Origin of the sequence: Roseovarius tolerans (assembly GCF_028885395.1) — a bacterium.
Taxonomy (GTDB): Bacteria; Pseudomonadota; Alphaproteobacteria; order Rhodobacterales; family Rhodobacteraceae; genus Roseovarius; species Roseovarius tolerans.
Genome location: NZ_CP118494.1, coordinates 1,536,759 through 1,562,233, shown reverse-complemented (window position 1 = coordinate 1,562,233; position 25,475 = coordinate 1,536,759). Strand labels below are relative to the sequence as shown.

28 protein-coding genes are annotated in these 25,475 nt (G+C 64.8%); 15 read left to right on the top strand and 13 right to left on the bottom strand.

Translation table 11 applies throughout. The features are described 5' to 3' along the window. Positions 1-74: 74 nt before the first annotated feature. The 3 genes from PVU19_RS07720 to PVU19_RS07710 all read left to right on the top strand — a co-directional run bounded on the left by PVU19_RS07720 (position 75) and on the right by PVU19_RS07710 (position 3,150). The gene (locus PVU19_RS07720; RefSeq protein WP_050663450.1) at positions 75-470 is read left to right on the top strand and encodes a DUF6524 family protein; all 396 of its coding nucleotides are present in this window, start codon (positions 75-77) and stop codon (positions 468-470) included. Between the two features lie 501 nt (positions 471-971). Beyond that, positions 972-1,334, top strand: coding sequence for a preprotein translocase subunit SecG (secG, locus tag PVU19_RS07715; RefSeq protein WP_050663440.1), 363 nt, complete (start codon positions 972-974; stop codon positions 1,332-1,334). Between the two features lie 172 nt (positions 1,335-1,506). Then, the gene (locus PVU19_RS07710; protein ID WP_050663439.1) at positions 1,507-3,150 is read left to right on the top strand and encodes a CTP synthase; all 1,644 of its coding nucleotides are present in this window, start codon (positions 1,507-1,509) and stop codon (positions 3,148-3,150) included. A gap of 4 nt (positions 3,151-3,154) precedes the next feature. Here PVU19_RS07710 and PVU19_RS07705 read toward each other — a convergent pair whose 3' ends face one another. Continuing rightward, the gene (locus PVU19_RS07705) at positions 3,155-3,727 is read right to left on the bottom strand and encodes a hypothetical protein (RefSeq protein ID WP_050663438.1); all 573 of its coding nucleotides are present in this window, start codon (positions 3,725-3,727) and stop codon (positions 3,155-3,157) included. 168 nt (positions 3,728-3,895) lie between these two features. Between PVU19_RS07705 and PVU19_RS07700 the strand changes: the two genes are divergently transcribed. The 8 genes from PVU19_RS07700 to PVU19_RS07665 all read left to right on the top strand — a co-directional run bounded on the left by PVU19_RS07700 (position 3,896) and on the right by PVU19_RS07665 (position 9,574). Beyond that, positions 3,896-4,333, top strand: coding sequence for a tellurite resistance TerB family protein (locus PVU19_RS07700; RefSeq protein WP_050663449.1), 438 nt, complete (start codon positions 3,896-3,898; stop codon positions 4,331-4,333). Between the two features lie 53 nt (positions 4,334-4,386). Next, a complete protein-coding gene (locus PVU19_RS07695; RefSeq protein ID WP_050663437.1) occupies positions 4,387-4,827 on the top strand; it encodes a tellurite resistance TerB family protein in 441 nt (146 codons plus the stop codon). Beyond that, the gene (locus tag PVU19_RS07690; RefSeq protein WP_050663436.1) at positions 4,824-5,567 is read left to right on the top strand and encodes a phosphate/phosphite/phosphonate ABC transporter substrate-binding protein; all 744 of its coding nucleotides are present in this window, start codon (positions 4,824-4,826) and stop codon (positions 5,565-5,567) included. Before PVU19_RS07695 ends, PVU19_RS07690 begins: the two co-directional genes overlap by 4 nt. A gap of 123 nt (positions 5,568-5,690) precedes the next feature. Next, positions 5,691-6,464, top strand: coding sequence for an ABC transporter ATP-binding protein (locus PVU19_RS07685; RefSeq protein ID WP_050663448.1), 774 nt, complete (start codon positions 5,691-5,693; stop codon positions 6,462-6,464). 30 nt (positions 6,465-6,494) lie between these two features. Further along, complete coding sequence (locus PVU19_RS07680; RefSeq protein WP_050663435.1) at positions 6,495-7,214, top strand: transporter substrate-binding domain-containing protein; 720 nt, start codon at positions 6,495-6,497, stop codon at positions 7,212-7,214. Between the two features lie 57 nt (positions 7,215-7,271). Next, positions 7,272-8,153, top strand: coding sequence for an ABC transporter permease (locus PVU19_RS07675; protein ID WP_050663434.1), 882 nt, complete (start codon positions 7,272-7,274; stop codon positions 8,151-8,153). Beyond that, positions 8,150-8,956 (top strand): ABC transporter permease, encoded by an 807-nt coding sequence (locus PVU19_RS07670; protein WP_050663433.1) that lies wholly within the window; start codon positions 8,150-8,152, stop codon positions 8,954-8,956. The genes PVU19_RS07675 and PVU19_RS07670 overlap by 4 nt, the downstream gene beginning before the upstream one ends. A 9-nt stretch (positions 8,957-8,965) precedes the next feature. Continuing rightward, a complete protein-coding gene (locus PVU19_RS07665; RefSeq protein WP_152911661.1) occupies positions 8,966-9,574 on the top strand; it encodes a nucleotidyltransferase family protein in 609 nt (202 codons plus the stop codon). On the opposite strand, the gene PVU19_RS07660 is transcribed toward PVU19_RS07665, so the two are convergent. From PVU19_RS07660 to PVU19_RS07620, 9 genes are all read right to left on the bottom strand, one after another. Next, the gene (locus PVU19_RS07660; RefSeq protein ID WP_160316373.1) at positions 9,562-9,711 is read right to left on the bottom strand and encodes a hypothetical protein; all 150 of its coding nucleotides are present in this window, start codon (positions 9,709-9,711) and stop codon (positions 9,562-9,564) included. The genes PVU19_RS07665 and PVU19_RS07660 overlap by 13 nt on opposite strands. Positions 9,712-9,809: 98 nt before the next feature. Then, positions 9,810-10,472: an SMC-Scp complex subunit ScpB gene (gene scpB / locus PVU19_RS07655; protein WP_050663432.1), complete on the bottom strand. Its 663-nt coding sequence runs from the start codon at positions 10,470-10,472 to the stop codon at positions 9,810-9,812. A gap of 4 nt (positions 10,473-10,476) precedes the next feature. Then, entirely contained in the window at positions 10,477-11,265 is a 789-nt protein-coding gene (locus PVU19_RS07650; protein ID WP_050663431.1) for a segregation and condensation protein A, read from the bottom strand. Beyond that, entirely contained in the window at positions 11,258-12,265 is a 1,008-nt protein-coding gene (gene nagZ, locus PVU19_RS07645) for a beta-N-acetylhexosaminidase (protein WP_050663430.1), read from the bottom strand. Before nagZ ends, PVU19_RS07650 begins: the two co-directional genes overlap by 8 nt. After that, positions 12,262-13,185, bottom strand: a complete 924-nt coding sequence (locus PVU19_RS07640) for an SPOR domain-containing protein (RefSeq protein ID WP_050663429.1) — start codon at positions 13,183-13,185, stop codon at positions 12,262-12,264. Before PVU19_RS07640 ends, nagZ begins: the two co-directional genes overlap by 4 nt. A gap of 82 nt (positions 13,186-13,267) precedes the next feature. Beyond that, a complete protein-coding gene (gene argS, locus PVU19_RS07635) occupies positions 13,268-15,013 on the bottom strand; it encodes an arginine--tRNA ligase (protein ID WP_050663446.1) in 1,746 nt (581 codons plus the stop codon). 57 nt (positions 15,014-15,070) lie between these two features. Further along, on the bottom strand, positions 15,071-15,649 hold the full coding sequence (locus tag PVU19_RS07630; protein ID WP_152911660.1) for a hypothetical protein: 579 nt from the start codon (positions 15,647-15,649) through the stop codon (positions 15,071-15,073). A gap of 125 nt (positions 15,650-15,774) precedes the next feature. After that, positions 15,775-17,589 (bottom strand): cation:proton antiporter, encoded by a 1,815-nt coding sequence (locus PVU19_RS07625; RefSeq protein WP_050663427.1) that lies wholly within the window; start codon positions 17,587-17,589, stop codon positions 15,775-15,777. Between the two features lie 3 nt (positions 17,590-17,592). After that, positions 17,593-18,762, bottom strand: coding sequence for a deoxyguanosinetriphosphate triphosphohydrolase (locus PVU19_RS07620; RefSeq protein WP_050663426.1), 1,170 nt, complete (start codon positions 18,760-18,762; stop codon positions 17,593-17,595). A 103-nt stretch (positions 18,763-18,865) separates the two neighbouring features. Between PVU19_RS07620 and erpA the strand changes: the two genes are divergently transcribed. Then, positions 18,866-19,189 (top strand): iron-sulfur cluster insertion protein ErpA, encoded by a 324-nt coding sequence (gene erpA, locus PVU19_RS07615; RefSeq protein ID WP_050663425.1) that lies wholly within the window; start codon positions 18,866-18,868, stop codon positions 19,187-19,189. Positions 19,190-19,191: 2 nt separating this feature from the next. Here the strand turns inward: erpA and PVU19_RS07610 are convergent, their stop codons facing one another. Continuing rightward, positions 19,192-20,037: a Hint domain-containing protein gene (locus PVU19_RS07610; protein WP_050663424.1), complete on the bottom strand. Its 846-nt coding sequence runs from the start codon at positions 20,035-20,037 to the stop codon at positions 19,192-19,194. A gap of 279 nt (positions 20,038-20,316) precedes the next feature. Between PVU19_RS07610 and xth the strand changes: the two genes are divergently transcribed. Further along, positions 20,317-21,099, top strand: a complete 783-nt coding sequence (gene xth, locus PVU19_RS07605; RefSeq protein ID WP_050663423.1) for an exodeoxyribonuclease III — start codon at positions 20,317-20,319, stop codon at positions 21,097-21,099. A gap of 16 nt (positions 21,100-21,115) precedes the next feature. Here xth and PVU19_RS07600 read toward each other — a convergent pair whose 3' ends face one another. Beyond that, entirely contained in the window at positions 21,116-22,285 is a 1,170-nt protein-coding gene (locus PVU19_RS07600; RefSeq protein WP_050663422.1) for an FAD-dependent monooxygenase, read from the bottom strand. An 85-nt stretch (positions 22,286-22,370) separates the two neighbouring features. After that, positions 22,371-22,826, bottom strand: a complete 456-nt coding sequence (dksA, locus tag PVU19_RS07595; RefSeq protein ID WP_074784016.1) for an RNA polymerase-binding protein DksA — start codon at positions 22,824-22,826, stop codon at positions 22,371-22,373. Positions 22,827-22,985: 159 nt separating this feature from the next. On the opposite strand from dksA, the gene PVU19_RS07590 reads away from it, so the two are divergent. Beyond that, positions 22,986-23,825, top strand: a complete 840-nt coding sequence (locus PVU19_RS07590; protein ID WP_050663421.1) for an AAA family ATPase — start codon at positions 22,986-22,988, stop codon at positions 23,823-23,825. A gap of 276 nt (positions 23,826-24,101) precedes the next feature. Beyond that, positions 24,102-25,475 (top strand): DUF2927 domain-containing protein, encoded by a 1,374-nt coding sequence (locus tag PVU19_RS07585; protein WP_050663420.1) that lies wholly within the window; start codon positions 24,102-24,104, stop codon positions 25,473-25,475.

Here is a 25,475-nt window from a genome sequence, read left to right as displayed (position 1 = left end):
ATCACCGCGCCCCACTGGACAGCGCGCCCGCCCTGCGGCACATCGGGGCCGTGCAGTGCAAAAGCGAGGGTGACATGGGATTTCTGGCAAGATGGGCGGTGGCCTTCGTGCTGCTGGCGCTGACCTTCAACCCGACCGAGTGGAATTTCATCACCTGGGCACGGGGTAATTTCAGCGCGCAGATGCCGCTGACGGTTCTTCTGGGGCTGATCCTGCTGGTCGGCTACATCATCTACCTGCGCGCCACGCTGCGCTCCATCGGGGGCTTCGGCATGGGGCTGGTGCTGGCGATCGCGGCGGCACTGGTCTGGGTGCTGCATGATTTCGGGTGGATCAGCTTCGACAATCCCACGCTGAATGTCTGGCTGGCGCTGGTCGCGCTGTCGCTGGTGCTCGGCATCGGGCTCAGCTGGTCCCACGTCCGCCGCAAGCTCTCGGGGCAGGCGGATATGGATGATGTGGACGAGTAGCGGGTTTGGGGCGAGCGCCCTAGTCTTTGCGGCTGTGCCGTGGAATGAGTGTCCTGAAAACAGACGGCGCGAATGGCTTGGAGCGGACCTTGGCAGTGAGCCGCGCATCGCCGGGCCGCGGTGCGGCGATCCAACGTCAGTTTTGTAGCGCTTTATCTCAGCCAAATCCGAAAAACATCTGAGCGCAGAGATGGTTGCAGCCAAATCGCCGTGCCGGGGGCGGCCCGGCGATGCGCGGCGGCCTTCGGCCTTGTTCCGCGCAGGGTGCTTCAATCAGATGACCGCTCCCAGGCCAATCCCGACCAACGCATGCGACGCATGCACCTCATCGACAGCCCGACGCGAATGAAGGCTCCGGCCTGCCCCGGCCCCGGCTGAGTTTCTTCCGACCCGCACCAGAAGACCCCTCTGCCAAAGCCTCCCACATTGCCGGGTTGCGGGCGGCAGCGGAATTGCATAGATACCGCGCAGACCGCGATCAAGTGATAGGCCCTGTGACCCATGGAAAACGTCGTCCTGACCATCCACCTGCTTCTGGCGCTCGCGCTGATCGGCGTGGTGCTGCTGCAACGCTCCGAAGGCGGCGGGCTTGGCATGGGCGGCGGTGGCGGCGGCGCCATGACGGGCCGGGCCGCGGCCACGGCCCTGGGCAAGGTCACATGGATCCTCGCGGCGGCCTTCATCGTGACCTCGATCACGCTGACCATCATCGCAGCGCAGCAATCGGCGGGCAGTTCGGTGCTCGACCGTCTCGGCGACCAACCCGCCCCGGTAGAGGAAAGCGTGCCCGGCCTGCCCGGCGACGGCTCGCTCCTGCCGCCGTCCTCGGGCGACACGGCCCCGCTGACGCCCACCGCCGACTGACCACAAACGATTGAGGGCCGCGCCGAAACCGCAACATGATCTTGCGGTCGGCTTGCGCATCCCTCCCGAATCCTCTATTGGTTAAATCCCGTGATGGATGGCCTTTTCAGGGCCAATCCGGGCTTTTGATCAAGCATCACAAACGCAGTATCACGGGGGGCTTTGCGCGCGCATGGCACGTTACATCTTCATCACCGGCGGCGTCGTATCCTCGCTTGGCAAAGGGCTCGCTTCGGCCGCTCTCGGTGCGCTCTTGCAGGCGCGCGGCTTCTCGGTCCGCCTGCGCAAACTCGATCCTTACCTCAACGTCGATCCCGGCACGATGTCTCCGTTCGAGCATGGCGAGGTCTTCGTCACCGATGACGGGGCCGAAACCGATCTCGATCTCGGCCACTATGAACGCTTCACCGGCGTGCCCGCCCGACTGACCGATTCCGTCTCCTCGGGCCGGATCTATTCCAATGTGCTCGAACGCGAACGCCGTGGCGACTACCTCGGCAAGACCATTCAGGTCGTTCCCCACGTCACCAATGAAATCAAAGACTTCCTCGCAATCGGCGAGACGGAAGTCGATTTCATGCTGTGCGAGATCGGCGGCACCGTCGGCGATATCGAAGGCCTGCCCTTCTTCGAGGCGATCCGCCAGTTCAGCCATGACCGGGCGCGCGGGCAATGCATCTTCATGCACCTCACGCTGCTGCCCTATCTCGCCGCCTCTGGCGAGCTCAAGACCAAGCCGACCCAGCACTCGGTCAAGGAATTGCAGAGCATCGGTATCGCCCCCGATATCCTCGTCTGCCGCTCCGAACAGCCGATCCCCGACAAGGAACGCGAAAAGATCGCGCTCTTCTGCAATGTCCGCAAGGAACATGTCGTCGCCGCCTATGACCTCAAGTCGATCTACGAGGCGCCGCTGGCCTACCACCACGAAGGGCTCGATCAGGCCGTGCTTGACGCCTTCCAGATCAGCCCCGCACCGCGCCCCGACCTCAACGTCTGGCAGGACGTGGTCGACCGCATCCAAAACACCGACGGCGCGGTCAATATCGCCATTGTCGGCAAATACGTGCAACTGGAAGACGCCTACAAGTCGATCAAGGAGGCGCTCATTCATGGCGGCATGGCCAACCGGGTGAAGGTCAATGTCGAATGGGTCGATGCCGAGATTTTCGAGCGCGAAGACCCTGCCCCGCATCTCGAAGGCTTCCACGCCATCCTGGTTCCGGGCGGTTTCGGCGAGCGCGGCACCGAAGGAAAGATCAAGGCCGCCGAATTTGCCCGCACCCGCAAGATCCCCTATCTCGGCATCTGCCTCGGCATGCAGATGGCGGTGATCGAGGCGGCGCGCAACGTCGCCGGGCTCAAGCACGCAGGCTCCGAGGAGTTCGACCACGAGGCCGGCAAGAAACGCTTCGAGCCGGTGGTCTATCACCTCAAGGAATGGGTGCAGGGCAACGAGAAGGTCAGCCGCAATGTCAGCGACGACAAGGGCGGCACCATGCGCCTCGGCGCCTATGACGCGGTGCTCAAGGACGGCTCTCGCGTGGCGCAGATCTATGGCACGACCCAGATCGACGAACGCCACCGCCACCGCTACGAGGTGGACACAAAGTATCGCGAGAAACTCGAAGACTGCGGCCTGACCTTTTCGGGCATGTCCCCCGATGGCCGCCTGCCCGAAATCGTCGAATGGTCGGATCACCCGTGGTTCATCGGCGTGCAATATCACCCCGAATTGAAATCCAAACCCTTCGCGCCGCACCCGCTTTTCGCGGATTTCCTGCGCGCGGCGGTGGAAACCTCGCGGCTGGTCTGACGCCTCAGCCGCGCGGTTCCTTGTATTTCAGGATATCGCGATCCACCCCCAGCCCGATCAGCGGGGCCAGCAGCGCGCGCCAAAGGCTCGGGCGCGCGTTCCGCCAGGCGGTCTGTTCCGGCGGCGCGCTCAATTCATCGTTCAGCATCGGCGCGAGAATCGCCTCGTCGAGGATCCAGCGCCCGCGCCGCCCTTCGCGCCGGTCTGCCGCCTGATACTCGAGCCATCGCCGCAGGGATCTGTCGCTCGACGGCTTGCTGCCGGGCTGCACCAGATAGAACCCGCTATTGATCCGTAGGCAGATATTGTCGAGCACCCGCGCCGTGCCGCGCAGCGGGGCGGGCACGTGACCCTTGGGCATGTAATTGAAGCGCTCCGGTGCGCCGTTGAAAAACACGCAAACGGCCACGCGCAGATCAATTCCCTTTTGCGCCATGGCCCAGCCAAGCACCGGCTCAGGATGCTGTGACCAGTCATAATTGGTGACAAGATCGGCCATCTCCCGGACTGGCAGGCTGCGAAGCTGTGCCAATTGCGCCTCTGCCGACATCCCGGCCCACGCGTCAGCCTCGCTCATATCAAACTCCGTATTTCAACTAGCAGCATGCCTTTCTTTCGGCCCACAAAATGGGATTTCTTGGGAGCAATTGTGTCACCGTTGCGGCGCTGCACATTTTCGCGCGCCTCGCATGCGATCAGCGAGAATTCGCTTGGGTGCGCGGCCCGCGCGGATTACGATTCATGCATGCTGTCCCGTATCCTGCACGCCTTTCAGGCGCCCAAGCCCGGCCCCCTGCCCGAACCCGACGAGAAACTCGCACTCGGGGCGCTGATGGTGCGTGTCGCCAAGTCCGACCGCCATTACGACCTCGCGGAAATCAAGCGTATCGACCGCCTCCTCACACGGCTCTACGGGCTGAAACCGATCGAGGCGGCCAAGATGCGCGCCACCTGCGAGAAACTCGAACATGCCGCCCCCGATACCGACCGATTCGGCCACCTGATCCGCGAGACCGTCAGCCTCGAGGCCCGCGTCGCAGCACTCGAGGCGCTTTGGGAAGTGGTCCTTTCGGATGGCGACAGCCAGCCTCAGGAGCTGCAGGTGCTCGACGCCGCCCGCGAGGCCATGGGGCTCAGCCATGCCGACAGCGACACCGCCCGCGCGCAGGCCGAGGCGCAGTAACCGCGCGCAATTCTCCATTGGCCCGCGCGCCGCATCGCCCTATACCTGTGCCCATGTTCGCAGATTTCCTCAACCGGCTCATCCAGCCCGAACCTGATCCGCTCGACGATGGCGATGCCCGTCTGGCGCTCACCGCCCTGCTTGTCCGTGTCGCCCGCAGCGATGGCGATTACGCGGCCGCCGAAATCATTCGAATCACCCGCATCGTCGAGGCACGGTACAACCTCTCGCATGACGCGGCCGAGGCGTTGCGCATGGATGCCGAAACCCTCGAATCCGAGGCCCCCGATACCGTCCGCTTCACCCGCGCGATCAAGGATGCCGTGCCCTACGAAGAGCGTGTCGCGGTGATCGAGGCGCTGTGGCAAGTGGCCCTCGCCGATGGCGAACGCGAGAGCCATGAGGACTCGCTGCTGCGACTGGTCTCGAACTTTCTGGGCATCTCCGACCGCGACAGCGCGCTCGCCCGCCAACGGGTCACATCCACCGGATGATCGCCGCCCTGCCGATGTATGACCGCCCCGAGACGGCGGCGGCCAATGACCGGCTCTGGCAAGGCCTGCGCGCGGCTTTGGGATACGGCCCCGAGACGCTCACCCGCGACGGCGATCTCTGGAACACCTGGCAAAGCCCTGATCTGCTCATCGCACAGACCTGCGGCTATCCGTTCCGCGCCCGCCTGCACCCTCACGTGCAGCTTGTCGGCACGCCGGTCCTCGCCCTGCCCGACTGTCCGCCGGGGCACTATTGCAGCGCCCTTGTCGTCCGCGCCGACGATCCGCGCGACGCACCCGAGGCCTTCGGCGCCGCTCCCTTCGCCTATAACGAGGCGCTCTCGCAATCCGGCTGGGCCGCGCCGCAAAACTGGGCCGCCGCGCGCGGCTTCACCTTCTCGAACCCGTTCCAGACCGGCGCGCATCGCGCTTCTGCTCTCGCCGTCGCCGAAGGCCGCGCAGATATCGCCGCCATCGACGCGCTGACTTGGGACATCCTGCGCGGCCATGACCGATTCACCGACACTCTACGCGTTCTCGCCCGCACCGACCCAACCCCGGCCCTGCCCTATATCACCGCCCGAGACCGCGACCCCGCGCCACTCTTCAACGCGCTGCAAACCGCCATCGCCGGGCTGTCGCAGGACGACCGCACAACCCTCGGGATCACCAGCCTGATCCGTCTGCCCGCAACGGATTATCTCGCCGTGCCCAATCCCCCGCCACCGCCTCCGAATTGAGCTGACGATACGTCAATTCGGACGCCAGCCCCGCCATTCGCCCGCATTGCAAGTTGCATTGCACCATTTTTTCAGCCCTATTGTCATGAAAACGATAAACGACCAGCCAACAGGGTGACGCGCTTGACCACGACTCCGGTCCTCGAAATCCGTAATCTGCACAAGGCCTACGGCGCGCTCGAGGTGATAAAGGGCGTCGATATCACCGCGCCCAAGGGGCATGTGATCTCGCTCATCGGCTCTTCGGGCTCGGGCAAATCCACCATCCTGCGCTGCGCCAACCTGCTCGAAGACAGCCAGCAGGGCGATATCCTCTTCAAGGGAGAACCGGTGACATGGCGCGGCGAAGGGCTGAACCGCCACCCGGCGGACGCAGCCCAGGTTCTGCGAATCCGCACCAACCTTTCCATGGTGTTTCAGCAATTCAATCTCTGGGCCCACATGACCATCCTGCAAAACGTGATGGAGGCCCCGGTGACCGTTCTGGGCCGTGACCGCGCCGAGGCCGAGCACGCCGCGCGCGGCTATCTCGACAAGGTCGGCATCGGCGACAAATGCGACGTCTACCCGGCGCAGCTTTCGGGCGGCCAGCAACAGCGCGCCGCCATCGCCCGCGCCCTCTGCATGGAACCCGAGGCGCTCTTGTTCGACGAGCCCACCTCGGCCCTCGACCCGGAACTTGAACAAGAGGTGATCCGCGTCATCAAGGATCTGGCCAATGAGGGCCGCACCATGATGATCGTCACCCACGACATGAGCATGGCCCGCGATGTCAGCGACCACGTGGTCTTTCTGCATCAGGGCCTGATCGAAGAAGAAGGTGCGCCCGACGCGCTCTTCGGCGCACCGAAATCCGAGCGGCTACAGGGCTTTCTCAGCTCCACCATGGCCGCCTGAGACCAACCAACCAAAGGGAGAAAACCACTCATGAAAAAACTCATGCTTTCCACCGCCGCCTTCGCCATGATGGCGGGTATGGCCATGGCACAGGACGTCGTCCGCCTCGGGACTGAGGGCGCCTACCCCCCGTGGAACTTCATCAATGACGCGGGCGAGGTCGACGGCTTCGAGCGCGAGCTTGGCGACGAACTGTGCACCCGCGCCGAACTCAACTGCGAATGGGTGACGAACGATTGGGACAGCATCATCCCCAACCTCGTTTCGGGCAACTATGACGCCATCATCGCCGGCATGTCGATCACCGACGAGCGCGATCAGGTCATCGACTTCACCCAGAACTACACGCCCCCCGATCCCTCGGCCTATCTCGGCATGTCCGAGGACGTGGACGTCACCGGCGGCGTGATCGCCGCACAGACCGGCACCATTCAGGCGGGTTACGTCGCCGAATCCGGGGCCACATTGGTTGAGTTCGCCACCCCTGAAGAAACCATCGCAGCCGTCCGCAACGGTGAGGCCGATGCGGTGCTGGCCGACAAGTCGTTCCTCGCGCCCGTCGCGGCCGAAGATGCCGACCTGATGTTCGTGGGCGAAGACGTGCCGCTTGGCGGCGGCGTCGGCATGGGCGTGCGCGAATCCGATGGCGAGTTGCGCGAAACCTTCGATGCCGCAATCCAGTCGATGAAGGATGACGGCTCGCTCAACGAAATGATCAAGAAATGGGAAGTCTCCTCGACCTTCGAGTGACCTAATCCCGCCCCCGCGTACCCTGCGCGGGGGCCTCTCCACCCGAGGGAGACCGCCATTTTTTCCTTCTGCGCCGATCCATCGACTCTTGAGGGCCTGAAATGGCTGTCGTGCTACCTCACCACGGGCAAGCACGCCAATCTCTATGTCGCCACCGGCACCGTGCTGCTCTTGCTGGCGATCACCGCGCCCACCGCGCTCGCCTTCGGCTTCGGCGGGGCAATGGCGGCGCGCTCGCGGATCTGGCCGATCGCATGGTTCGGCAAGGGCTATATCGCCATCGTGCGCGGCGTGCCCGATATCGCCTTCTTTCTCTTTTTCGTCATCGCCCTCGATCAGCTGTTCGAGGCGATCCGCCACAAGATCAAATGCCCCGACTGGGATCAGGCGATCTGGCAGGGCAATGATTTCGTCGTCTGTCAGGCGGCCAAGCTGCCGCTTGGCAACGATCCGCAATGGATGCACGAAACCTACGGCTTTTTCCTCGCCGTCCTGACCTTCGCCATCGTGTTCGGCGCGTTTGCCGCCAACGTCCTGTTTGGCGCGATGCGCGCGGTGCCGCATGCGCAGCTTGAAACAGCCGCCGCCTACGGCTTCTCGCGGCGTCAGACCTTCTGGCGCATCCTTGTGCCGCAGATGTGGGTCTATGCGCTGCCCGGCCTCAGCAACCTCTGGATGGTGCTGACCAAGGCCACGCCGCTGCTCTTCCTTCTGGGGGTCGAGGATATCGTCTACTGGGCGCGCGAGTTGGGCGGCACCGCCAACCCCCGCTTTACCGACTATCCGCATGGTGACTGGCGGATGTGGTATTTCCTCGGCCTCATGGTCTTCTACCTCGGCCTCACCCGCATCTCCGAGATCTATCTCGAACGCCTGATGCAGCGCCTCACCCACGGTCAGGCCACGACGGGCGGCGAAGCGCAGAGGAAAGCGGCATGAGTTGCTGGCAGACCGTGCAGGACTACGCCTTCCGCTCGCTCGGCTACGGCGAACGTCTGCTCCCCCGCGAGGGCTATACGCTGTGCGAGCATTTCACCCTGATCGGGTCGGGGATGATCTGGAATGTCTATTTCGGCGTGCTCGCCCTTCTGGCCGGGTTCTTCCTCGCGACGCTAGTCGCCCTCGGCAAGGGCGCGCATAACCCGCTCCTGCGCAAGCCGTCGGAATGGTTCATCTTCGTGTTTCGCGGCTCGCCCCTCTTCATCCAGTTCTTCTTCGCCTATTTCCTGTTCCTCTCGCTGAAATCCGTCTCGCCCGTGTTCGACGCCTTCACCTCGGCCTGGCTCGGGGCGCTGATCGTTCTGTTTCTCAACACCGCCGCCTATTCCGGAGAGATCTTCTACGGCGCGCTGCGCTCCATCCCCAAGGGCGATGTCGAGGCCGCCGATGCTTACGGCTTCACCGGCATGGCACGCTTTCGCAGGATCATCTGGCCCACCATGCTGCGCCTCGCCTGGCCCGCCTATACCAACGAGGCGATCTTCCTCTTTCACGCCACCACGCTGGTCTTTTTCTCGGGCTTCCCGGCCTGGCAGCAACGCGGCGACGCGCTCTATTACGCCAACTACTTCGCTGACAAGACCTTCAACCCCTTCGTGCCCTACCCGATCCTTGCGGGATATTTCATCCTGCTCACGCTGGTGATCATCGGGATTTTCGGGCTGATCAACCGCCACCTCAACCGCCACCTGCCACAAGAGGCACGGCGCGGGCTGAAACTGCGGATGAACGTGATCCGCTAGGGGGAGACATTGGCAGATGTGCTGATCCTCATTCCCGCCGCCGGGGCCTCGTCGCGGATGCGCGGGCGCGACAAGCTGATGGAGGAGGTGCGCGGTGCGCCCCTTCTGCGTGACCGGGTCGAAATGGCGCTTGGCCTTGGGCATCCCGTCCTCGTCACCCTGCCGCCTGACCGGCCACGGCGCGCCGAGGCGTTGCGCGATCTCGCACATCCGCAGCTCTCCACCCTCGTTGTCGAGGATGCCGCCACCGGCCTTTCCGCCTCACTGCGCGCCGGGGCCGATTGGGCGCTGCGCCACGACCATAGCGCGCTCATGGTGCTGCTGCCAGATCTGCCGGACCTGACCGAAAAGGACATTAGAGCCGTTCTTCAAGCCTATGATGAAAAAGAAATAATCCGCGCTACGGCCCAGGACGGAACTCCCGGTCATCCGGTGCTCTTCCCGTCCCACTTTCTGCCCGCGATGCGCCACCTCACAGGCGATCAGGGCGCACAGGACATCCTGCGCGCCAACCCCGTTCAAACCGTCAGATTACCGGGCACCCGCGCCACCACCGATCTCGACACGCCCGAGGCGTGGACCGCGTGGCGCGCCGCCTCATCCGATCAGGACCGGTGATCGCTATCCCGAGGCGGGCGCTTGGCTCCGCCACCCATGCGCTTGCCGACCGCGTCCATCCCCGCATTCACACCCCGGCTCAGAAACCGGCGCATGACAATGCGGATCACCATGTTGATCATCTGATTGGCGTTCATAGCGCCTCTCCTCTCGCTGCCTCTGGCAGACCATAACACGCAAACGTGCAGATTTCAGGGCAAGGCCGGTAAAAGTTTACGGGCCGATGCAAACCGCCTCAATCCTCGAACAATTCGTTCTGCCCGGGCGCGGTCTCGGTCTCGTCGGCCTCCTCGCCCTCGCCCAGTTGCGGCATCGTGCCGGGCGGCGGGCGGTTTTCCAGCAACCCCGCCGCGCGCAATTCCTTGAGCCCCGGCAGATCGCGCGCGCTCTCCAGCCCGAACTGATCCAGAAACTCCTGCGTCACCACAAAAGTCACCGGACGGCCCGGCGTCATCTTGCGCCGTCCAAAGCGAATCCATTCCATTTCAAGCAGTTGGTCGACGGTGCCCCGGCTGACCGACACGCCCCGGATCTCCTCGATCTCGGCCCGCGTGACCGGCTGATGATAGGCGATGATCGCCAATGTCTCGATCGCCGCCCGGCTCAGCTTGCGGGTCTCCACTGTCTCGCGGCTCATAAGATAGCCCAGGTCGGGCGCGGTGCGCATCGCCCAGGCATCGCCGACCTTGGCCACCCTGACCCCACGCCCCTCATACCTTTTGCGCAGGTGCACCACCGCTTCCGCCGGATCACAGCCATGCGGCATCCGCTCGCCCATATCGCGCGTGCTCAGCGGCTCGGCACTGGCAAACAGCATCGCTTCGACCATCCGCTCCTGCTCCGCCATGGGCGGCGCATCGAACAGGCTTTCTTCTTTCTTTTCCGTTTCTTCTGACAAACTCTTAATCCTTACGCCGCAGCTCGATCGGGGCAAATGTCTCGGCCTGCCGCAATTCCACCCGGCCTTCCTTCACCAGTTCCAGCGAGGCCGCAAAGGTCGAGGCCGTCGCCGACCTGCGCCGCCCCGGATCGGTGGTGAATGCGTCGGGCAGATAGCTTGAGATATCCGTCCATGTCCCGGCGAAACCAATGAGCCCCCGCAGCCGCTCCAGCGCCTGTTCCATGGTGAAAATCGCGTCGCGGTCCATGACATAGGGGCGAAACTCGTCGCGCGTCCTGATCCGCGCATAGCCCTGCATCAGGTCCAGCAACGTCGCGGTATACTGCACCTTGCGCAGCCGCATCACGTTCTCGGGAATGCCGCGCGCAAAGAAATCACGCCCCAGTCGGTCCCGCCCCATCAGCCGCGCCGAGCAATCGCGCATCGCCTGCAACCGCTCCAGCTGAAACGCCAGATGCGCGGCCAGTTCCTCGCCCGAGGGCCCGTCCTCGGTCGGGTCGGGCGGCAGCAGCAGCCGTGATTTCAGAAACGCCAGCCACGCAGCCATCACCAGGTAATCGGCGGCCAGTTCCAGCCGCAATGCCTTGGCGCGCTCCACAAACGCCAGATACTGTTGCGCCAGTTGCAGCACGGAAATCTTGCGCAGATCCACTTTCTGCGTCCGGCTCAGCGTCAGCAGCAGGTCGAGCGGCCCCTCGAACCCGTCCACATCGACGATCAGCGCCTCGGCGGCCAGACGGTCCGCCACGTTGGTCACTGCCTCACCCTGATCGAAGTCGTCCTCAGCCATGCACGCGCCCACTCACCAGCGCGTCAAGCTGCGCCGAGAGGGCCGAAATGTCAACCGGATCAGGCGATTTGCGCCATGTCAGCGCCCGTTCCGCGCGGCGCTGCGCCGCGTCAGACATCTCGCCCGCCGCCTCCGCCACCGCCTGCCGCTCCGCCAGCGTGCCGTTGCAATGCAGGATCACGTCGCAGCCCGCGTCAAGCGCCCTGCGCGTGAGATCAGGCAGCGTGCCCTGCAGCGCCTTCATCGAGATATCGTCGGTCATGATCAAACCGTCAAAGCCGATCTCGTCCCGGATCACCCGCATCATCGGCGCCGACAGCGTGGCGGGCTCCCCATCGATGGCCGAATACACAAGATGCGCGGTCATCCCGAGCGGCAGATCGCCCAACTTCCGAAATGGCTCAAAATCAACGGCTTGCAGGTCACTCTTCACGGCATTCACCAGCGGCAGATCGTGATGGCTGTCCGCCTCGGCGCGGCCGTGGCCCGGGATATGCTTGACCACCGGTAAAACGCCACCGTCCAGCAGGCCATCCGCCACCGCACGCCCAATCGCCGCCACCCGTTTCGCGTCCTCGTCGTAGCAGCGATTGCGCAGGAACGGATGCGTGCCCGGCCCGGCCACATCGATCAGCGGCGCACAATTGCTGTCGAGCCCGAGCGCATGCAATTCAGCCGCAATGATCCGGTAGCGCAGATACATCGCCCGGGCGGCCTCTGCCCCGGCCTGTGCCACCTGATCCAGCGGCGCGGGCCAGTCGCGCCACTGCGGCGCGCGCAGGCGCTGTACGCGCCCACCTTCCTGATCTACGGTGATGACCGCGTCATGCCCCGCCGCCTCGCGCATCTCGGCGCAAAGCGCCCGCACCTGATCCGGCGTGTCGATGTTGCGCGCGAACAGGATGAAACCGAACGGGCGCGCATCGCGAAAAAACGCTTTCTCGTCAGGGGTCAGACACAGCCCTTCGGCATCGAGGATCGTCGCGCCATAGCGCGTCACCGGGTGACCACCGGAATGCAATCGGCGCGTTCAGCGACCAGCGCCGAACAGAACCGCCGCGCCTCGCCCAGATCGGCAAAGCCCATGGCGCGCAGCCGGTAAAAGGTCCGCCCGCCGCTCTCGGCCTTCTGAATGACCCGGTTCTTGCCCTCCAGAAAATCCTCGAACCGGCTGTGCAACCGGTCCCATTCCTCACGCGCGACGGCGGCCGACTCGAACGCCCCAAGCTGCGCAAGGCGCGTTCCCGTCGGGATCGCCTCGGGGTCAATCTCTTGCGCCGCAGACTCCGTGCTGCGGGCCGCCGCCACGGCGAGCGCGACCGCCTGCGATACATCGGGGCGCTGACGCGGACGCAAGGACCGGCTCAGCCCACCCTCGACCGCCGCCTGCTGCGGGGCCTCTTCGGCATCCTCCTGCGGCGGATCGAGCGGGGTCAGCGGGGCCACGTCTTCGGCGACCAGATCGGCCAGCGCCTGCACCGAGGCTTGCTGAAGCACCTCGGGCGCGTCATCCGGGGTTTCCTCACCCGCCTCGGCGGTCGGACTCACCTCCGCCGCCTCCGTCGCCGCAACAGCCGCGCGCGGCACATCCTCCAGCTTCAGATCGAGCGGCGGCGGCGCCAGGATCAGACGATCCGCAGGTGCGGCGGCGATGCCTTCGGCGGCCACCGCGTTGACCGCAAGCCCCTGATGATCGGCCGCCTGCCCGCCCGGATCTTCGGGGGCCATCCGCATCGGCCCCTCGACCGCGCGCACCACCGGCACACCCGACACATCGCGCATGATGAGTTTATAGCCCCAGACCCCTACACCCGCGACAAGCGCAAGTGACAGGACCGCGCCTGTGATATTGGTGAGTGTCCCGAGTGTCGCCGTGCGTGCGGGCGCGGGTTCGAACCCTGCATCGTGCATTTCAGCCATGCTCTGCCTCTTGCCTCACCGGCGATACATGGCCGCCGGGAATTGATCATACTGCCTCATCCCCGGCCTGATGTCGGATCGCTTAACGCATCTCTTCCGCCGGAGTTACGCCCAAGATACCAAGACCTGCGCAAATAACAACGGTTACGGCACGCACGAGGGCGATTTTCGCCTGTGACGTGGCCGGATCGCCCTCTTGCAGAAAGCGCAGCGCCGGTTCGTCATGGCCGCGATTCCACAGCCCGTGCAGATCCGAGGCCAGATCGTAGAGATAGAACGCCACCCGGTGCGGCTCGTTCGAGCGGCCCGCGATCTCGACAAGGCGCGGCCATTCGGCCACCTTCTTGGCGACCGCGATCTCGGCCTCATGGGTCAGCCCCGACAGATCCGCCGCAGCAAGCGTGGCATCATCCACCGCGATCCCCGCTTGTTGCGCCTTGCGCAGCACCGAATTCACCCGCGCATTGGCGTATTGCACGTAGAACACCGGGTTGTCCTTGGATTGCTCCATCACGCGTGCGAAATCGAAATCAAGCGGCGCGTCGTTCTTGCGCGTCAGCATCACAAAGCGGGTCACATCCGCACCCACCTGATCGACCACGTCGCGCAGGGTGACAAACGTGCCCGCACGCTTCGACATCTTGAACGGCTCGCCGTTCTTGTAGAGCTTGACCAACTGACACAGCTTGATATCGACCGGCACCCGCCCCTCCGACAGCGCCGAAACAGCGGCCTTCATCCGCTTGACATAGCCGCCATGATCCGCGCCAAACACGTCGATCAACAGGTCAAAACCCCGTTCGATCTTGTCATAGTGATAGGCGATATCGGGCGCGAAATAGGTCCAGCCGCCATCCGATTTCATGATCGGGCGGTCCACGTCGTCGCCGTGTTCGGTCGATTTGAACAGCGTCTGTTCGCGCGGCTCCCAATCCTCGGGCATCTTGCCCTTGGGCGGCTCCAGCACGCCGCGATAGATCAGGTTCTTGCCCCGCAGATCCTCGATCGCCGCCTCGATCAGCCCGGTGCCATAGAGAGACTTTTCTGAGAAAAACACGTCCATCTCGACGCCGAGCGCCTTGAGATCCGCACGGATCAGTTCCATCATCGCTTGGGTCGAAAATTCGCGGATCGGTTCCAACCAGACCTCTTCGGGCTGATCCAGATAGGCCTCGCCCACCTTGTCCTTGAGGGCGCGACCCACCTCGATCAGGTAATCGCCCGGATAGGTGCCATCGGCAAAGGCCACCTCCTGCCCATGCGCCTCAAGATACCGAAGGTAGACCGACCGCGCCAGCACATCGACCTGCGCGCCGCCATCGTTGATGTAATATTCGCGCGTGACCTCATAGCCGTTGAAATCCAGCAGGCTCGCCAGCGCATCGCCAAAGACCGCGCCCCGCGTATGGCCCACATGCAGCGGCCCGGTCGGGTTGGCCGAAACATATTCGACATTGACGCGGCGGCCCTGCCCCATGTTCGAGCGCCCGAAATCCGGCCCCGTCTCCAGCACGGTCCGCAGCACGCCATGCCACAGCCCCGGCGCCAGCCGCAGGTTCAGAAACCCCGGCCCCGCCACCTCGGCCACGGCAACGCGGTCGTCCTCGGCCAGCAGATCCGCCAGCGTGGCGGCAATGTCGCGCGGCTTCAGCCCCGCAGGCTTCGCGAGCACCATCGCGGCATTCGTCGCCATGTCGCCATGCGCAGGATCGCGCGGCGGCTCCACCGTGACATTGCCCATGTCGAGACCCTCGGGCAATTGCCCAGCCGCCTGCATCCGGGCCAGTGCGTCCAGCACGAGACTGCGGATGTCGGTAAAGAGATTCATGGCACGCCCTTCCTGCTGCGATGCGCGCCGGTTTACCACCGCCAGCCCGCGCGTCAATCACTCAGGCCCCAGATGCAGAACCGAGCCACAGGGCCCGGCCCGCTCCCCCGCCGTCAGCATCGCCACCGCAGGCCAGAGCCGCGCGCCACAGGAGCACTCCGCGCCCTCGGGCGCCAGCCGCAACGCATTGACCATCGCGCGGTTGCCGAATTCCTCCTGCATATGGCCTGCAAGGGCGCACATCGCGGCATCATAGGCCAGACCTTCGGCGCGGGCCCCCGGCCCCGGTGCGCGAAACACCGCGATCACGCGCCCAGCCCCGGCCGCCAACCCGGGCAAGAGCGCCCGGCTCAGCGCCGGGATCGCGGAAATCGCCGCCCCCGGACGACGCGGCATGCGAAGGGGCTGCAGATGCAGCAACAGATCCAGCGGGGTGGCGTCCCACACCGCGCCAAGCCGGTCACAATGGTCCGGCCGCAGCGCGTTCAGGCCCAGCGTCTCGATACGGTCGGGCCACGCCCGCGCCACCGCCCGCGCCCGGCTGGCCGTCTGCTCCAGCACGACCACCCGCGCCCCCGCCTGCGCGCAGGCATCCGCAAGGCATCGCCCCGCATCGCAGCCCGCAGCCGCAATCATCACCGTCTTGTCAGACAGCCCCCCATTCACACGTATACCCACCCGATCGCTACGCACCCGGCGCGACAGGTATCACCACGCAGCAAAGGGGGCAACGCCGAGGCTGCCGCGCCCCGCTTTTCCGCCTAGTCCGCCGTGTCGCGCGGCGGCCCAAGCGCGACAAGCCGCGTGCCGTCGCCGCCCTTGGCCTCGGTCTCGCGGGTGACAAAGGACAGCCCGCCACCCGCCGCCAATTCGGCCAGCGGCACCGCGTCGGGGTTGTCGCGCTGCCAGTCCTCCAGCGTGTAACTGTCGCTCAGCTTGGTGGCGCGCACTTTCCATCCCTGGCTCATGTGGCGGGCAATCTCGTAATACCCCAACTCACCGCCGATCTTGCGCCCGCCCAGCGTGGCGGGCAGCGCATGGCGCGCATTGTCCTCTTTCGCGCGGCGCAACTGATAGACATTCTCGCGCCCGAATTCCGGGGCAAGGTCGGTGGCCACCAGCGTGTTGTAGGCGTCGTTGTCGGTCACCGCCAAAACACGCCCGAAATTCACGATCTCGACCCCGTGTTCGGCGGCCTCTGACAGGATATCGCCGAAAAACGTGCGCAGCCCGGCCTCGCGGGCCGTGCGCAGGTGCGTGCGATTGGGGTCCGAGATCAGCACCGGCACCTCCAACTCCGACAGCGCCTTGCCGAGAGAGGCCGAGAATTGCGAGCCGCCGACGATGATCACCCCCGGCACCCCCTGCCCCGCCAGCCCCAGCAGTTGCCCGAGCGGGCGCAGGGAAAACCCGTGCAGCACCACCGTCGCCGCCACCAGTGCAAAGGCCAGCGGCGTGAGCCGTGCGGCATCCTCAAAGCCAAGCGCCACCAGCCGTTCACCGAAGAGACCCGCCACCGCCACCAGAACCACGCCGCGCGGCCCGGTGAACGCCACCAATAGCCGCTCGTTCATCGCCACCTTGGTGCCCACAAGCGAGACCATCACCGTTATCGGGCGCACCAGCAGGATCGTCACCACGACGAACACCGCCGCGCGGGCATCAAGCAGCGCCAGCGCCTCCATGTTCATCGACGCGGCCAGCAGGATGAACACGCCCGAGACCAGCAACACCGTCGCATGTTCCTTGAACCGGCGCAGTTCGGCATAGCTTGGCAGGTCGGTATTGGCCATGTAGACGCCCATCACCGTCACCGTCAGCAACCCGCTCTCATGCAGCACGGTATCCGACAGCGCGAACACCCCCAGCAGGACCGCGAAAAGCACCGGCACTTTCATGAATTCCGGCACATGCCCCGCGGTGAAGGCCCGCACCAGCCCCCAACCGGCCCCCAGCCCCAGCACCAGCGCCACCACGATGCCCCACGCCATCGACAGCGCGGCCCCGCCTGCGGTCTCGGATGCGGCCATCACCAGCACCACCTCGAAGGCCAGCACGGCCGCCAGCGCGCCAACGGGATCGTTGACGATCGCCTCCCATTGCAGCAGTTGCGCAGGGCGCCGCGCCAGTCGCGCCTGCCGCAGCAGCGGCGCGATCACCGTTGGGCCGGTCACGATCATGATCCCGCCGAACACGGCGGCAACGGGCCAGTCCAGACCGGCGGCATAATGCAGCGCCAGCGTCGAGCCGAGCCAGCCAAGCGGCGCGCCGATGATCACCAGCCGCCAGACCCCTTCGGCGGCCCCCCGCAGGCTCTGCAGGTTCAATGTCAGACCGCCCTCAAACAGGATGATCGCCACCGCGATGGCCACCATCGGGGCCATCAGCGGGCCGATATCGCGCGCCGGGTCGAACAGGTCAAGACCCGGCCCCACCGCCAACCCCGCCAGCAGCATCAGCACGATGGCAGGCATGCGCAGCCGCCAGGCCAGCCATTGCGCCCCAACGCCCAGCGCGCCCACCAAGGCGAACACCATCACCGGGGCCAGTTCACCCGCCTGTTGTTCAACGGCCATCGCTCATACTCCATCATGTGTCGCGGGGTCGGGGTCACCGTCGATCAGCCGCGCATGGCTTTGCAGCGCGAACCGGTCGGTCATCCCGGCGATGTAATCGCTGACCAGCCGCGCCAATGCGGTGCGGTCAGCGGCCTGCGCCACGTCGCTGCGCCATTCCTCGGGCAGATGCTCGGGCGCATCCAAGTAAAACGGGAACAGATCGCTGACCACGCGGTGCACCATGGCGCGCATCTCGTTCACTTTCGGCGCGCGATACATCCGGGTGTAGAGGAACCGGCGGATCGCCTGCAAATCCGTCCAGAGCGCAGGCGAGAACCGGATCACCGGCACCCCCAGATGGCGCACCTCCTCGACGGATGCGGGCTGCATCTCCTCCAGCGTGGCCTTTGAGCCTCTGATCACGTCGCCCACCATCACCCCGAACACCCGGCGCAACGCCTCATGCCTGCGGCGTTTCGGATCGAGCCGGGGATAAAGCCGGTCCACCTCGGCAAAGCAATCGCCGACGATGGGCAAAGCCGCGATCTCTTCATCGCTGAACAGCCCCGCGCGCAGCCCGTCATGCAGGTCGTGATTGTTATAGGCGATGTCGTCCGCCAGGGCCGCAACCTGCGCCTCGGCCCCGGAATGCGTGCCCAGTTCCAGATCGTGCTCCGCGTTGTAATCGGCCAGCGCATAGGGCAACGGACCGCTGACCGGGCCGTTATGCTTGGCAATGCCCTCCAGCGTCTCCCATGTCAGGTTCAGCCCGTCGAAGGCGGCGTAGTGCCGTTCCAGCAAGGTTACGATCCGCAGCGCCTGCGCGTTGTGATCAAACCCGCCATAGGGGGCCATCAAGGCCGCCAGCGTGTCCTCGCCCGCGTGACCAAACGGCGTGTGGCCCAGATCATGCGCCAGCGCCACCGCCTCGGTCAGTTCCGCATTGAGGCCAAGCGCCCCCGAGATCGTGCGCGCCACCTGCGCCACCTCGATCGAATGGGTCAGCCGGGTACGGTAGTAATCCCCCTCATGGGCCACGAAGACCTGCGTCTTGTGCTTCAATCGTCGAAAGGCGCTCGAATGGATGATCCGGTCGCGGTCGCGCTGAAACGGCGAACGGAACGCGCTTTCCTCTTCGGGCACGCGGCGGCCCCGGCTGCGCGCCGGATCGGTGGCATAAGGAGCCGTCATTCTGCATGTCCTTGTCGCCTGTTGCCTCGACCTCTATATTACAGATCGAATACCGACGTGAAACCGACGTTATGCAGACCACGACAATCCCCGGAGATGCGCCATGCAAATGCCCCCCACTGTGACCCCGCGCGCCTTTGCCCGTCTGGCAGAGATCGGAGCAGGCGAACAGAATCAGGCCCTGCGCGTTGCCGTCGAAGGCGGCGGCTGCTCGGGGTTTCAGTACGACATCAAGCTCGACCAGCCCGCCGAGGACGACATGGTGCTCGAGGGTCAGGGCCAGAAAGTCGTGGTCGACAGCGTCTCGCTGCCCTTCCTCGCCGGGGCGACGATCGACTTCAGCGAAGAGCTGATCGGCGCACGCTTCGTGATCGAGAACCCCAATGCAAGCTCGTCCTGCGGCTGCGGCACCTCGTTCTCGATGTAGGGTCAGGCGGCGCAGGTGTTGCCCGGCGTAGCCCCGTCGCGCAGCAATCGCGCCTCATGCGCCCGCAGCGTGCGCCGCGCGGCACTCATCTGCGGGCCCTGCCCCCCGAACTCAGGGAAAAGCGCGATAATTTCGGCGCGTAACGCACTGGTTTCCTTGCAAAGATAATCGCCGAACAGGAAACTCTCGCTCGCCAATCCCTCGGCCATGACGATTTCATGCGCATCGAACATGAAATGCACATAAGTCACCTGCGCACAGGGCGCACGGTGGATGGTGTCGCCATTGACCAGCATATGCGCCGGGCAGAGCGCCTCGTCCTCCCCAAGGTAGAACGCCGCGCGCCAGTCATCGAGCAGGATACGGTGTTGCGGCGAGACCAGAAGCGCCCCGTGATCCCCAAGCGCCCCCGGCGCGAACCGGATCGGGGCAAAGGCACCGCGCCCCGGCACCGTGCGCTGCCCGATCCAGCGGATCGGTTGCGCCCCATGATCCAGCGTCTCCACAAGGTCCCCGATGCGCAACCCCTCGACCGGGACAAACCCGCCGGGCACCGCGATCCGCGACCCGGCGACGAAACACGGGGGCCCGAAACTGCCCACCGGAAACTGCGTGTTCTGCGTGACGAAGGTGGTGGCCGTTGCCGTTCCACCATCCGGCAAGACCGAGCCATCGGACGGGGTGAAATAGCGAGCCCCGTCATCCGTGTAGAACGTCACCCCGGTGATCGTCACCCCGTTTATCGTGACGGTATCTCCGTCCCAGACCGAATTAACGTTGCTGCCGTTGATCTGATCGCCGGAATTGGGCCGGATCAAGCCATCATCGTCCGCATCGTTGATTTCCATCGTGACGACGGTGATCGTTGTCGGAAGGCCCGGCGGAACGCCCGGGTCAAAATTTCCAGCTATGGTTTGATCCGTGAAAACAGCCACGTGACACTCGCTCGCTCTGGTTCAGCACATCTTGCTATCTCTCCAGCGATAAGATTGTTTTTTGGTTTAAATGTGGACGGCGTCGGCCCTTTTTGTGAACGCACCCCATCTCGGCGCGCGTTTCTGAAACCACTTGCAACCCCACAAACACGCTGCGATAGCTGCAAAACCTGCCGAGAGGGGACATCCGCCATGAAGATCGCGAGTTTCAACATCAACGGGATCAAGGCGCGCCTGCAGGCGTTGACCGATTGGCTCGACGACGCGTCGCCCGATGTGGCCCTGCTACAGGAAATCAAATCCGTCGACGACAATTTCCCGCGCGAGATGTTCGAGGAGCGCGGCTATAACGTCGAAACCCACGGGCAAAAGGGCTTCAACGGAGTGGCGATCCTGTCCAAGCGCCCGCTCGAGGACGTCACGCGCGGCCTGCCCGGCGATGATGCCGACGAACAGGCCCGCTGGATCGAAGCGACGGTAATGGGAGATACCCGCGCTCTACGGCTCTGCGGGCTGTACCTGCCCAACGGCAACCCTGCACCGGGTCCGAAATACGACTATAAACTGGCCTGGATGGAGCGGCTGCACGCCCGCGCCGCAGCGCTTCTGGACACCGAAGAGCCGGTGCTCATGGGCGGCGATTACAACATCATCCCGCAGGATGAGGACGCCGCCCGCCCCGAGGCCTGGCACGAGGACGCGCTCGCCCTGCCCGACAGCCGCGCCACCTTTCGCCGCATCCTGAACCTCGGCTTCACCGAGGCATTCCGCGCTCGCACCCAAGGCCCCGGGCATTACAGTTTCTGGGATTATCAGGCCGGGGCGTGGAACCGCAATGACGGCATCCGCATCGACCATTTCCTGCTCAGCCCGCAAGCGGCAGACCTGATGACCGACTGCCATATCGAAAAAGACGTGCGCGGGCGCGAAAAACCATCCGATCACGTGCCCGTCTGGGTCGACCTCGACGCCTGAACGTCGCGCACTGACCTTAGGCGGCGTGCGTCACATCATGACCATATAGCCAGTCGAACTGGCGCATCATCCGGTCGGGAGCGATTGCGCCGCCAGCGCGCAAGGCGGTGTGTGCGGCCCATCTCAGCGGCGGGAAGGACAGGTGATATTTCCACGCGTTGCGGCTGGCAGCCCCGACAACCCGCGCCGCACGCCCCTCGCGGCGCGCCTGATAGCGTGTCAGGGCGGCCTCGCGTGTGGCCTCATCGCGCAGCGCATCGGCCAGCACCCACGCATCCTCGAGGGCCATCGACGCGCCCTGCGCCATGAACGGCAAGGTGGGATGCGCCGCATCCCCCAAAAGCGCCAGACCATCGCGCTGCCAGACCTTCGCCACCGGATGCCGGAACAGCCCCCACAGATGCACCTCTTGAACCGCGTCGAGCATGGCCCGCAGATCGGCGCTGAAATCCCCGAAGGCCGCGCGGAGCGCCACCGGGTCGTCCCTCTGGCTCCAGCTTTCTGCGGTCCAGGCGGCGCGCTCCTGCACCGCCACCAGATTGAGCAGCGCGCCGTCCCGCAACGGGTAGCTCACCACGTGGCGCATCGGACCCATATGCACCTGCACCTCGGGGCCGCGATCCCACAGGTTCGGCACTGTCGCGCGCCACGCCACCTGCCGGGTGAAGAACGGCGTCGAGACACCATTCAGAACCGGGCGCACCACCGAATGCAGGCCATCGGCCCCGATCACCAGATCGGCCTCGGTCCGCGCCCCGCTGGCCAGATGTACGCACGGCTGTGCGCCGCCTTCGACCGAGGAGACCTTTTGCAGCAGACGGATACGTGCCCCGGCCTCGCGCGCGCCCTCGGCCAGAACCTCGATCAGATCGGCGCGGTGGATAAAGTAATAGTCCCGGCTGTCGAGCGCGCCGAGATCAAGCCGCAGCACCTCACCCCGGCGGTAATCGCGCAGGCAGACCGCCTCTGCCTGCACCGCGCGCGCCCGCAGCGCCGCATCCAGCCCAAGCGCGCGCAGCACGGCAAATCCGTTCGGGCTGATCTGCAGCCCCGCGCCGACCTCCGATATCTCGGGGGCCTGTTCGAGCACGCTCACATCCGCCCCGCGCAAGGCCAGCGCACGCGCCACCGCGAGCCCGCCAATCCCCGCGCCGATCACGCATACCTTGAGCGTATCCAGTTTCATCGTGGCCTTTCAAAGACAAAACGCGCCGGAGAGTGATCTCCGGCGCATCATCTGCAAGACGTCCCCGCGCACGGTCACCGTGCCATCAGTCGTCGCGGTGAACCTTTTCACGCCGTTCATGGCGCTCCTGCGCCTCGAGCGTCATCGTGGCGATCGGGCGCGCGTCCAGCCGCTTGAGGCTGATCGGCTCGCCGGTCTTTTCACAATAGCCGTATTCCCCTTCGTCGATCCGGCGCAGTGCGGCGTCGATCTTGGCGACCAGCTTGCGCTGACGGTCACGGGTCCGCAACTCGAGTGCGCGGTCGGTTTCCTCGCTCGCGCGGTCGGCCACATCGGGAATGGCCCGGGTGCCATCCTGCAACCCTTCGATGGTTTCACGGCTGCCTTCCAGCAACTCCAGACGCCACTTCATCAGCTTGCGACGGAAATATTCGAGCTGGCGTTCGTTCATGAACGGCTCGTCCTCGGCAGGCTGATAATCCTCGGGCAGAAATACTTCGGCTTTCATCTCGATCCCCTCATCAAGGCCAGTGTCTGGCATCGTTTACTCCTCAGACAGTGGGTGCCCCATTGGGGGCTGATCTACACCTGACCGCCCGGATTGTCACTAGCCAATCACATGCCATTGATGTGAAATGTCGAACGGACTAGTTTAGCCGCGACACCGCTGCGCGCGGTCCCGAAAAGGATTGATAAACCGATGAAATTCGAAGGCACCGACGCCTATGTCGCCACCGATGACCTGACCGTCGCGGTCAATGCCGCCGTCACGCTGGAGCGTCCTTTGCTGGTCAAGGGAGAGCCCGGCACAGGCAAGACTGAACTGGCAAGACAGGTGGCGCAGGCGCTCGGGTTGCGGCTGATCGAGTGGAACATCAAATCGACCACCCGCGCACAACAGGGCCTCTACGAATACGATGCCGTAAGCCGGTTGCGCGACAGCCAACTGGGCGAAGAGCGCGTGCATGACGTGCGCAACTACATCAGACAGGGCAAGCTGTGGGAGGCGTTTGAGGCGGGCAAAAAGGTCGTGCTGCTGATCGACGAGATCGACAAGGCCGATATCGAGTTTCCCAACGACCTTCTTCAGGAACTCGACCGCATGGAATTCCATGTCTACGAGACCGGCGAGACGATCCGCGCGCGTCATCGCCCGGTGATCATCATCACCTCGAACAACGAAAAGGAACTGCCCGACGCCTTCCTGCGGCGCTGTTTCTTTCACTACATCCGCTTTCCCGAGGCCGAAACGATGAAAAAGATCGTCGAGGTGCATCACCCCGGCATCAAGGAGGCCTTGCTGACCGCCGCGCTCACCCAGTTCTACGAGATCCGCGATCAGCCCGGGCTCAAGAAAAAGCCCTCCACCTCCGAGGTGCTCGACTGGCTCAAGCTACTTCTGGCCGAGGATCTGAGCCCTGAAGACCTGCGCCGTGACGGCGCGGACGTCCTGCCGAAACTGCATGGTGCCCTGCTCAAGAACGAACAGGACGTGCATCTCTTCGAACGTCTCGCCTTCATGGCGCGGCGGCAGCGCTGAGGCGATGTCATGCGGGCGCGATCCGTCACCAGGGACAGACCGGCCCGCCCCGCAACTCGCGCGAAAGGCGATTGCCACAATTTTGCCTTGATTGCTCCTTACGCAGAACAGGATGAACATCAACTCTGCCCCGGACCCGGCACTGGATGCGGCAAGGGACAGACGTGGTTTGCTTCGGTTGCAACCGCGTCTCTTTTTGCCTCGCCCCGCCGTAGCCCGACCTTGCGCCATTCCGGCATCGGGTCGTTTACTGGCATAACTAGTTTCGGGGGCCTGATGCGCCGTGTCATTCTGCCAATCTGTCTGATGCTCGGGGCCTGCGTGCCCGGAAATTATACCTATAACGAACCCGCGTCGCGTGCCGCCCTCCCGCAAGAGAGCACGATGCCCCCGATGAAGGCGTTTTCCGCACCCCGCCCGGTGCCGCCACAGCGCTCCAACCGCGATATCATCCGCGATTTTCTCGATCTGAGCTTCCAGATGGAGTCGGGGCGCATGCTCCAGCACTTCTCGCGCTTCGAGGGACCGGTCACGTTGCGCGTGACGGGCGAGCCGCCGATCTCGCTGATGGCTGACCTCAACCGCCTGATCCACCGCCTGCGCACCGAGGCCGGGATCGACATTCGCCGCGTGAGCGACGAAGGTGCCAATATCACGATCGAGGCCGTGAGCCGTGATGATATCCGTCGGCAACTGCCAACGGCGGCCTGTTTCGTGGTGCCCAACATCTCGCGCATCACCCAGTATCGCAGCGCGCGCAACGCCCGCAGCACCGACTGGACGCGGATCACCCGGCGCGAAAAGATTGCGATCTTCGTGCCCAACGATTCCAGCCCGCAGGAGGTGCGCGACTGCCTGCACGAAGAACTGGCACAGGCGCTCGGTCCGCTGAACGATCTCTACCGCCTGAACGACAGCGTGTTCAATGATGACAACGTCCACGCGGTGCTGACCGGTTTCGACATGCTGATCTTGCGCGCCTATTATTCACCGGAATTGCGCGCCGGTATGACCCGCCGCGAAGTCGAGGCACGGCTGCCCGCGATCCTGTCGCGGCTCAACCCGGGCGGCGACCGGATCGGGCCGCGTTTCTACGGCTCGACGCCACGCGCCTGGATCGACGCCATCCAGACGGCGCTTGGCCCCGGTGCACGCCCCGCGCAACGGCGCGAGGCCGCAGTGGACGCGCTGCGCATCGCGCAGGCCGTGGGCTGGGCCGATCACCGGCGCGCGTTCAGTCATTTCGCGCTCGGACGGCTGACCCAGGCCAGCGACCCCGATTTCGCGCAGGATCAGTTCGCCGCCGCCGATCAGTTCTATCAGCGCACCCCCGGCACCGAGTTGCACCGCGCCTTTACCGCCGCTCAGCTGGCCAGCTACGCGATCGCGCAGGGCCGGGGCGAGGATGCCCTGATGCTGATCGGCCCGCATCTCGGCACGGCAGAGCGATTTGAGAATGCCGCCCTTCTTGCAACATTGCAGATGCTGCGCGCCGAGGCGCTCGAACTGACCGGACGCGTCGCCGAGGCGCGCAGCGTCAGGCTGGACAGTCTGGGCTGGGCGCGCTACGGCTATGGGGCAGATTGGGCGGTGCGCGCGAAACTGCGGGAAGTTGGCGCGCTCAGCCCGCTCAAGGGACCGAACGGGTAA

What these genes read in the sequence shown, in the direction of transcription:
- PVU19_RS07670 (WP_050663433.1), top strand. Translation starts at nt 8,150, where the DNA reads ATGAGTTGCTGGCAGACCGTGCAGGACTACGCCTTCCGCTCGCTCGGC.
- secG (WP_050663440.1), top strand. Translation starts at nt 972, where the DNA reads ATGGAAAACGTCGTCCTGACCATCCACCTGCTTCTGGCGCTCGCGCTG.
- PVU19_RS07630 (WP_152911660.1), bottom strand. Translation starts at nt 15,649, where the DNA reads ATGATTGCGGCTGCGGGCTGCGATGCGGGGCGATGCCTTGCGGATGCC.
- PVU19_RS07590 (WP_050663421.1), top strand. Translation starts at nt 22,986, where the DNA reads ATGAAATTCGAAGGCACCGACGCCTATGTCGCCACCGATGACCTGACC.
- PVU19_RS07600 (WP_050663422.1), bottom strand. Translation starts at nt 22,285, where the DNA reads ATGAAACTGGATACGCTCAAGGTATGCGTGATCGGCGCGGGGATTGGC.
- PVU19_RS07720 (WP_050663450.1), top strand. Translation starts at nt 75, where the DNA reads ATGGGATTTCTGGCAAGATGGGCGGTGGCCTTCGTGCTGCTGGCGCTG.
- PVU19_RS07650 (WP_050663431.1), bottom strand. Translation starts at nt 11,265, where the DNA reads ATGGCTGAGGACGACTTCGATCAGGGTGAGGCAGTGACCAACGTGGCG.
- PVU19_RS07625 (WP_050663427.1), bottom strand. Translation starts at nt 17,589, where the DNA reads ATGGCCGTTGAACAACAGGCGGGTGAACTGGCCCCGGTGATGGTGTTC.
- PVU19_RS07660 (WP_160316373.1), bottom strand. Translation starts at nt 9,711, where the DNA reads ATGAACGCCAATCAGATGATCAACATGGTGATCCGCATTGTCATGCGC.
- xth (WP_050663423.1), top strand. Translation starts at nt 20,317, where the DNA reads ATGAAGATCGCGAGTTTCAACATCAACGGGATCAAGGCGCGCCTGCAG.
- dksA (WP_074784016.1), bottom strand. Translation starts at nt 22,826, where the DNA reads ATGCCAGACACTGGCCTTGATGAGGGGATCGAGATGAAAGCCGAAGTA.
- PVU19_RS07705 (WP_050663438.1), bottom strand. Translation starts at nt 3,727, where the DNA reads ATGAGCGAGGCTGACGCGTGGGCCGGGATGTCGGCAGAGGCGCAATTG.
- PVU19_RS07585 (WP_050663420.1), top strand. Translation starts at nt 24,102, where the DNA reads ATGCGCCGTGTCATTCTGCCAATCTGTCTGATGCTCGGGGCCTGCGTG.
- PVU19_RS07620 (WP_050663426.1), bottom strand. Translation starts at nt 18,762, where the DNA reads ATGACGGCTCCTTATGCCACCGATCCGGCGCGCAGCCGGGGCCGCCGC.
- erpA (WP_050663425.1), top strand. Translation starts at nt 18,866, where the DNA reads ATGCAAATGCCCCCCACTGTGACCCCGCGCGCCTTTGCCCGTCTGGCA.
- PVU19_RS07700 (WP_050663449.1), top strand. Translation starts at nt 3,896, where the DNA reads ATGCTGTCCCGTATCCTGCACGCCTTTCAGGCGCCCAAGCCCGGCCCC.
- PVU19_RS07690 (WP_050663436.1), top strand. Translation starts at nt 4,824, where the DNA reads ATGATCGCCGCCCTGCCGATGTATGACCGCCCCGAGACGGCGGCGGCC.
- PVU19_RS07695 (WP_050663437.1), top strand. Translation starts at nt 4,387, where the DNA reads ATGTTCGCAGATTTCCTCAACCGGCTCATCCAGCCCGAACCTGATCCG.
- PVU19_RS07640 (WP_050663429.1), bottom strand. Translation starts at nt 13,185, where the DNA reads ATGGCTGAAATGCACGATGCAGGGTTCGAACCCGCGCCCGCACGCACG.
- argS (WP_050663446.1), bottom strand. Translation starts at nt 15,013, where the DNA reads ATGAATCTCTTTACCGACATCCGCAGTCTCGTGCTGGACGCACTGGCC.
- PVU19_RS07680 (WP_050663435.1), top strand. Translation starts at nt 6,495, where the DNA reads ATGAAAAAACTCATGCTTTCCACCGCCGCCTTCGCCATGATGGCGGGT.
- PVU19_RS07610 (WP_050663424.1), bottom strand. Translation starts at nt 20,037, where the DNA reads ATGGAAATCAACGATGCGGACGATGATGGCTTGATCCGGCCCAATTCC.
- PVU19_RS07710 (WP_050663439.1), top strand. Translation starts at nt 1,507, where the DNA reads ATGGCACGTTACATCTTCATCACCGGCGGCGTCGTATCCTCGCTTGGC.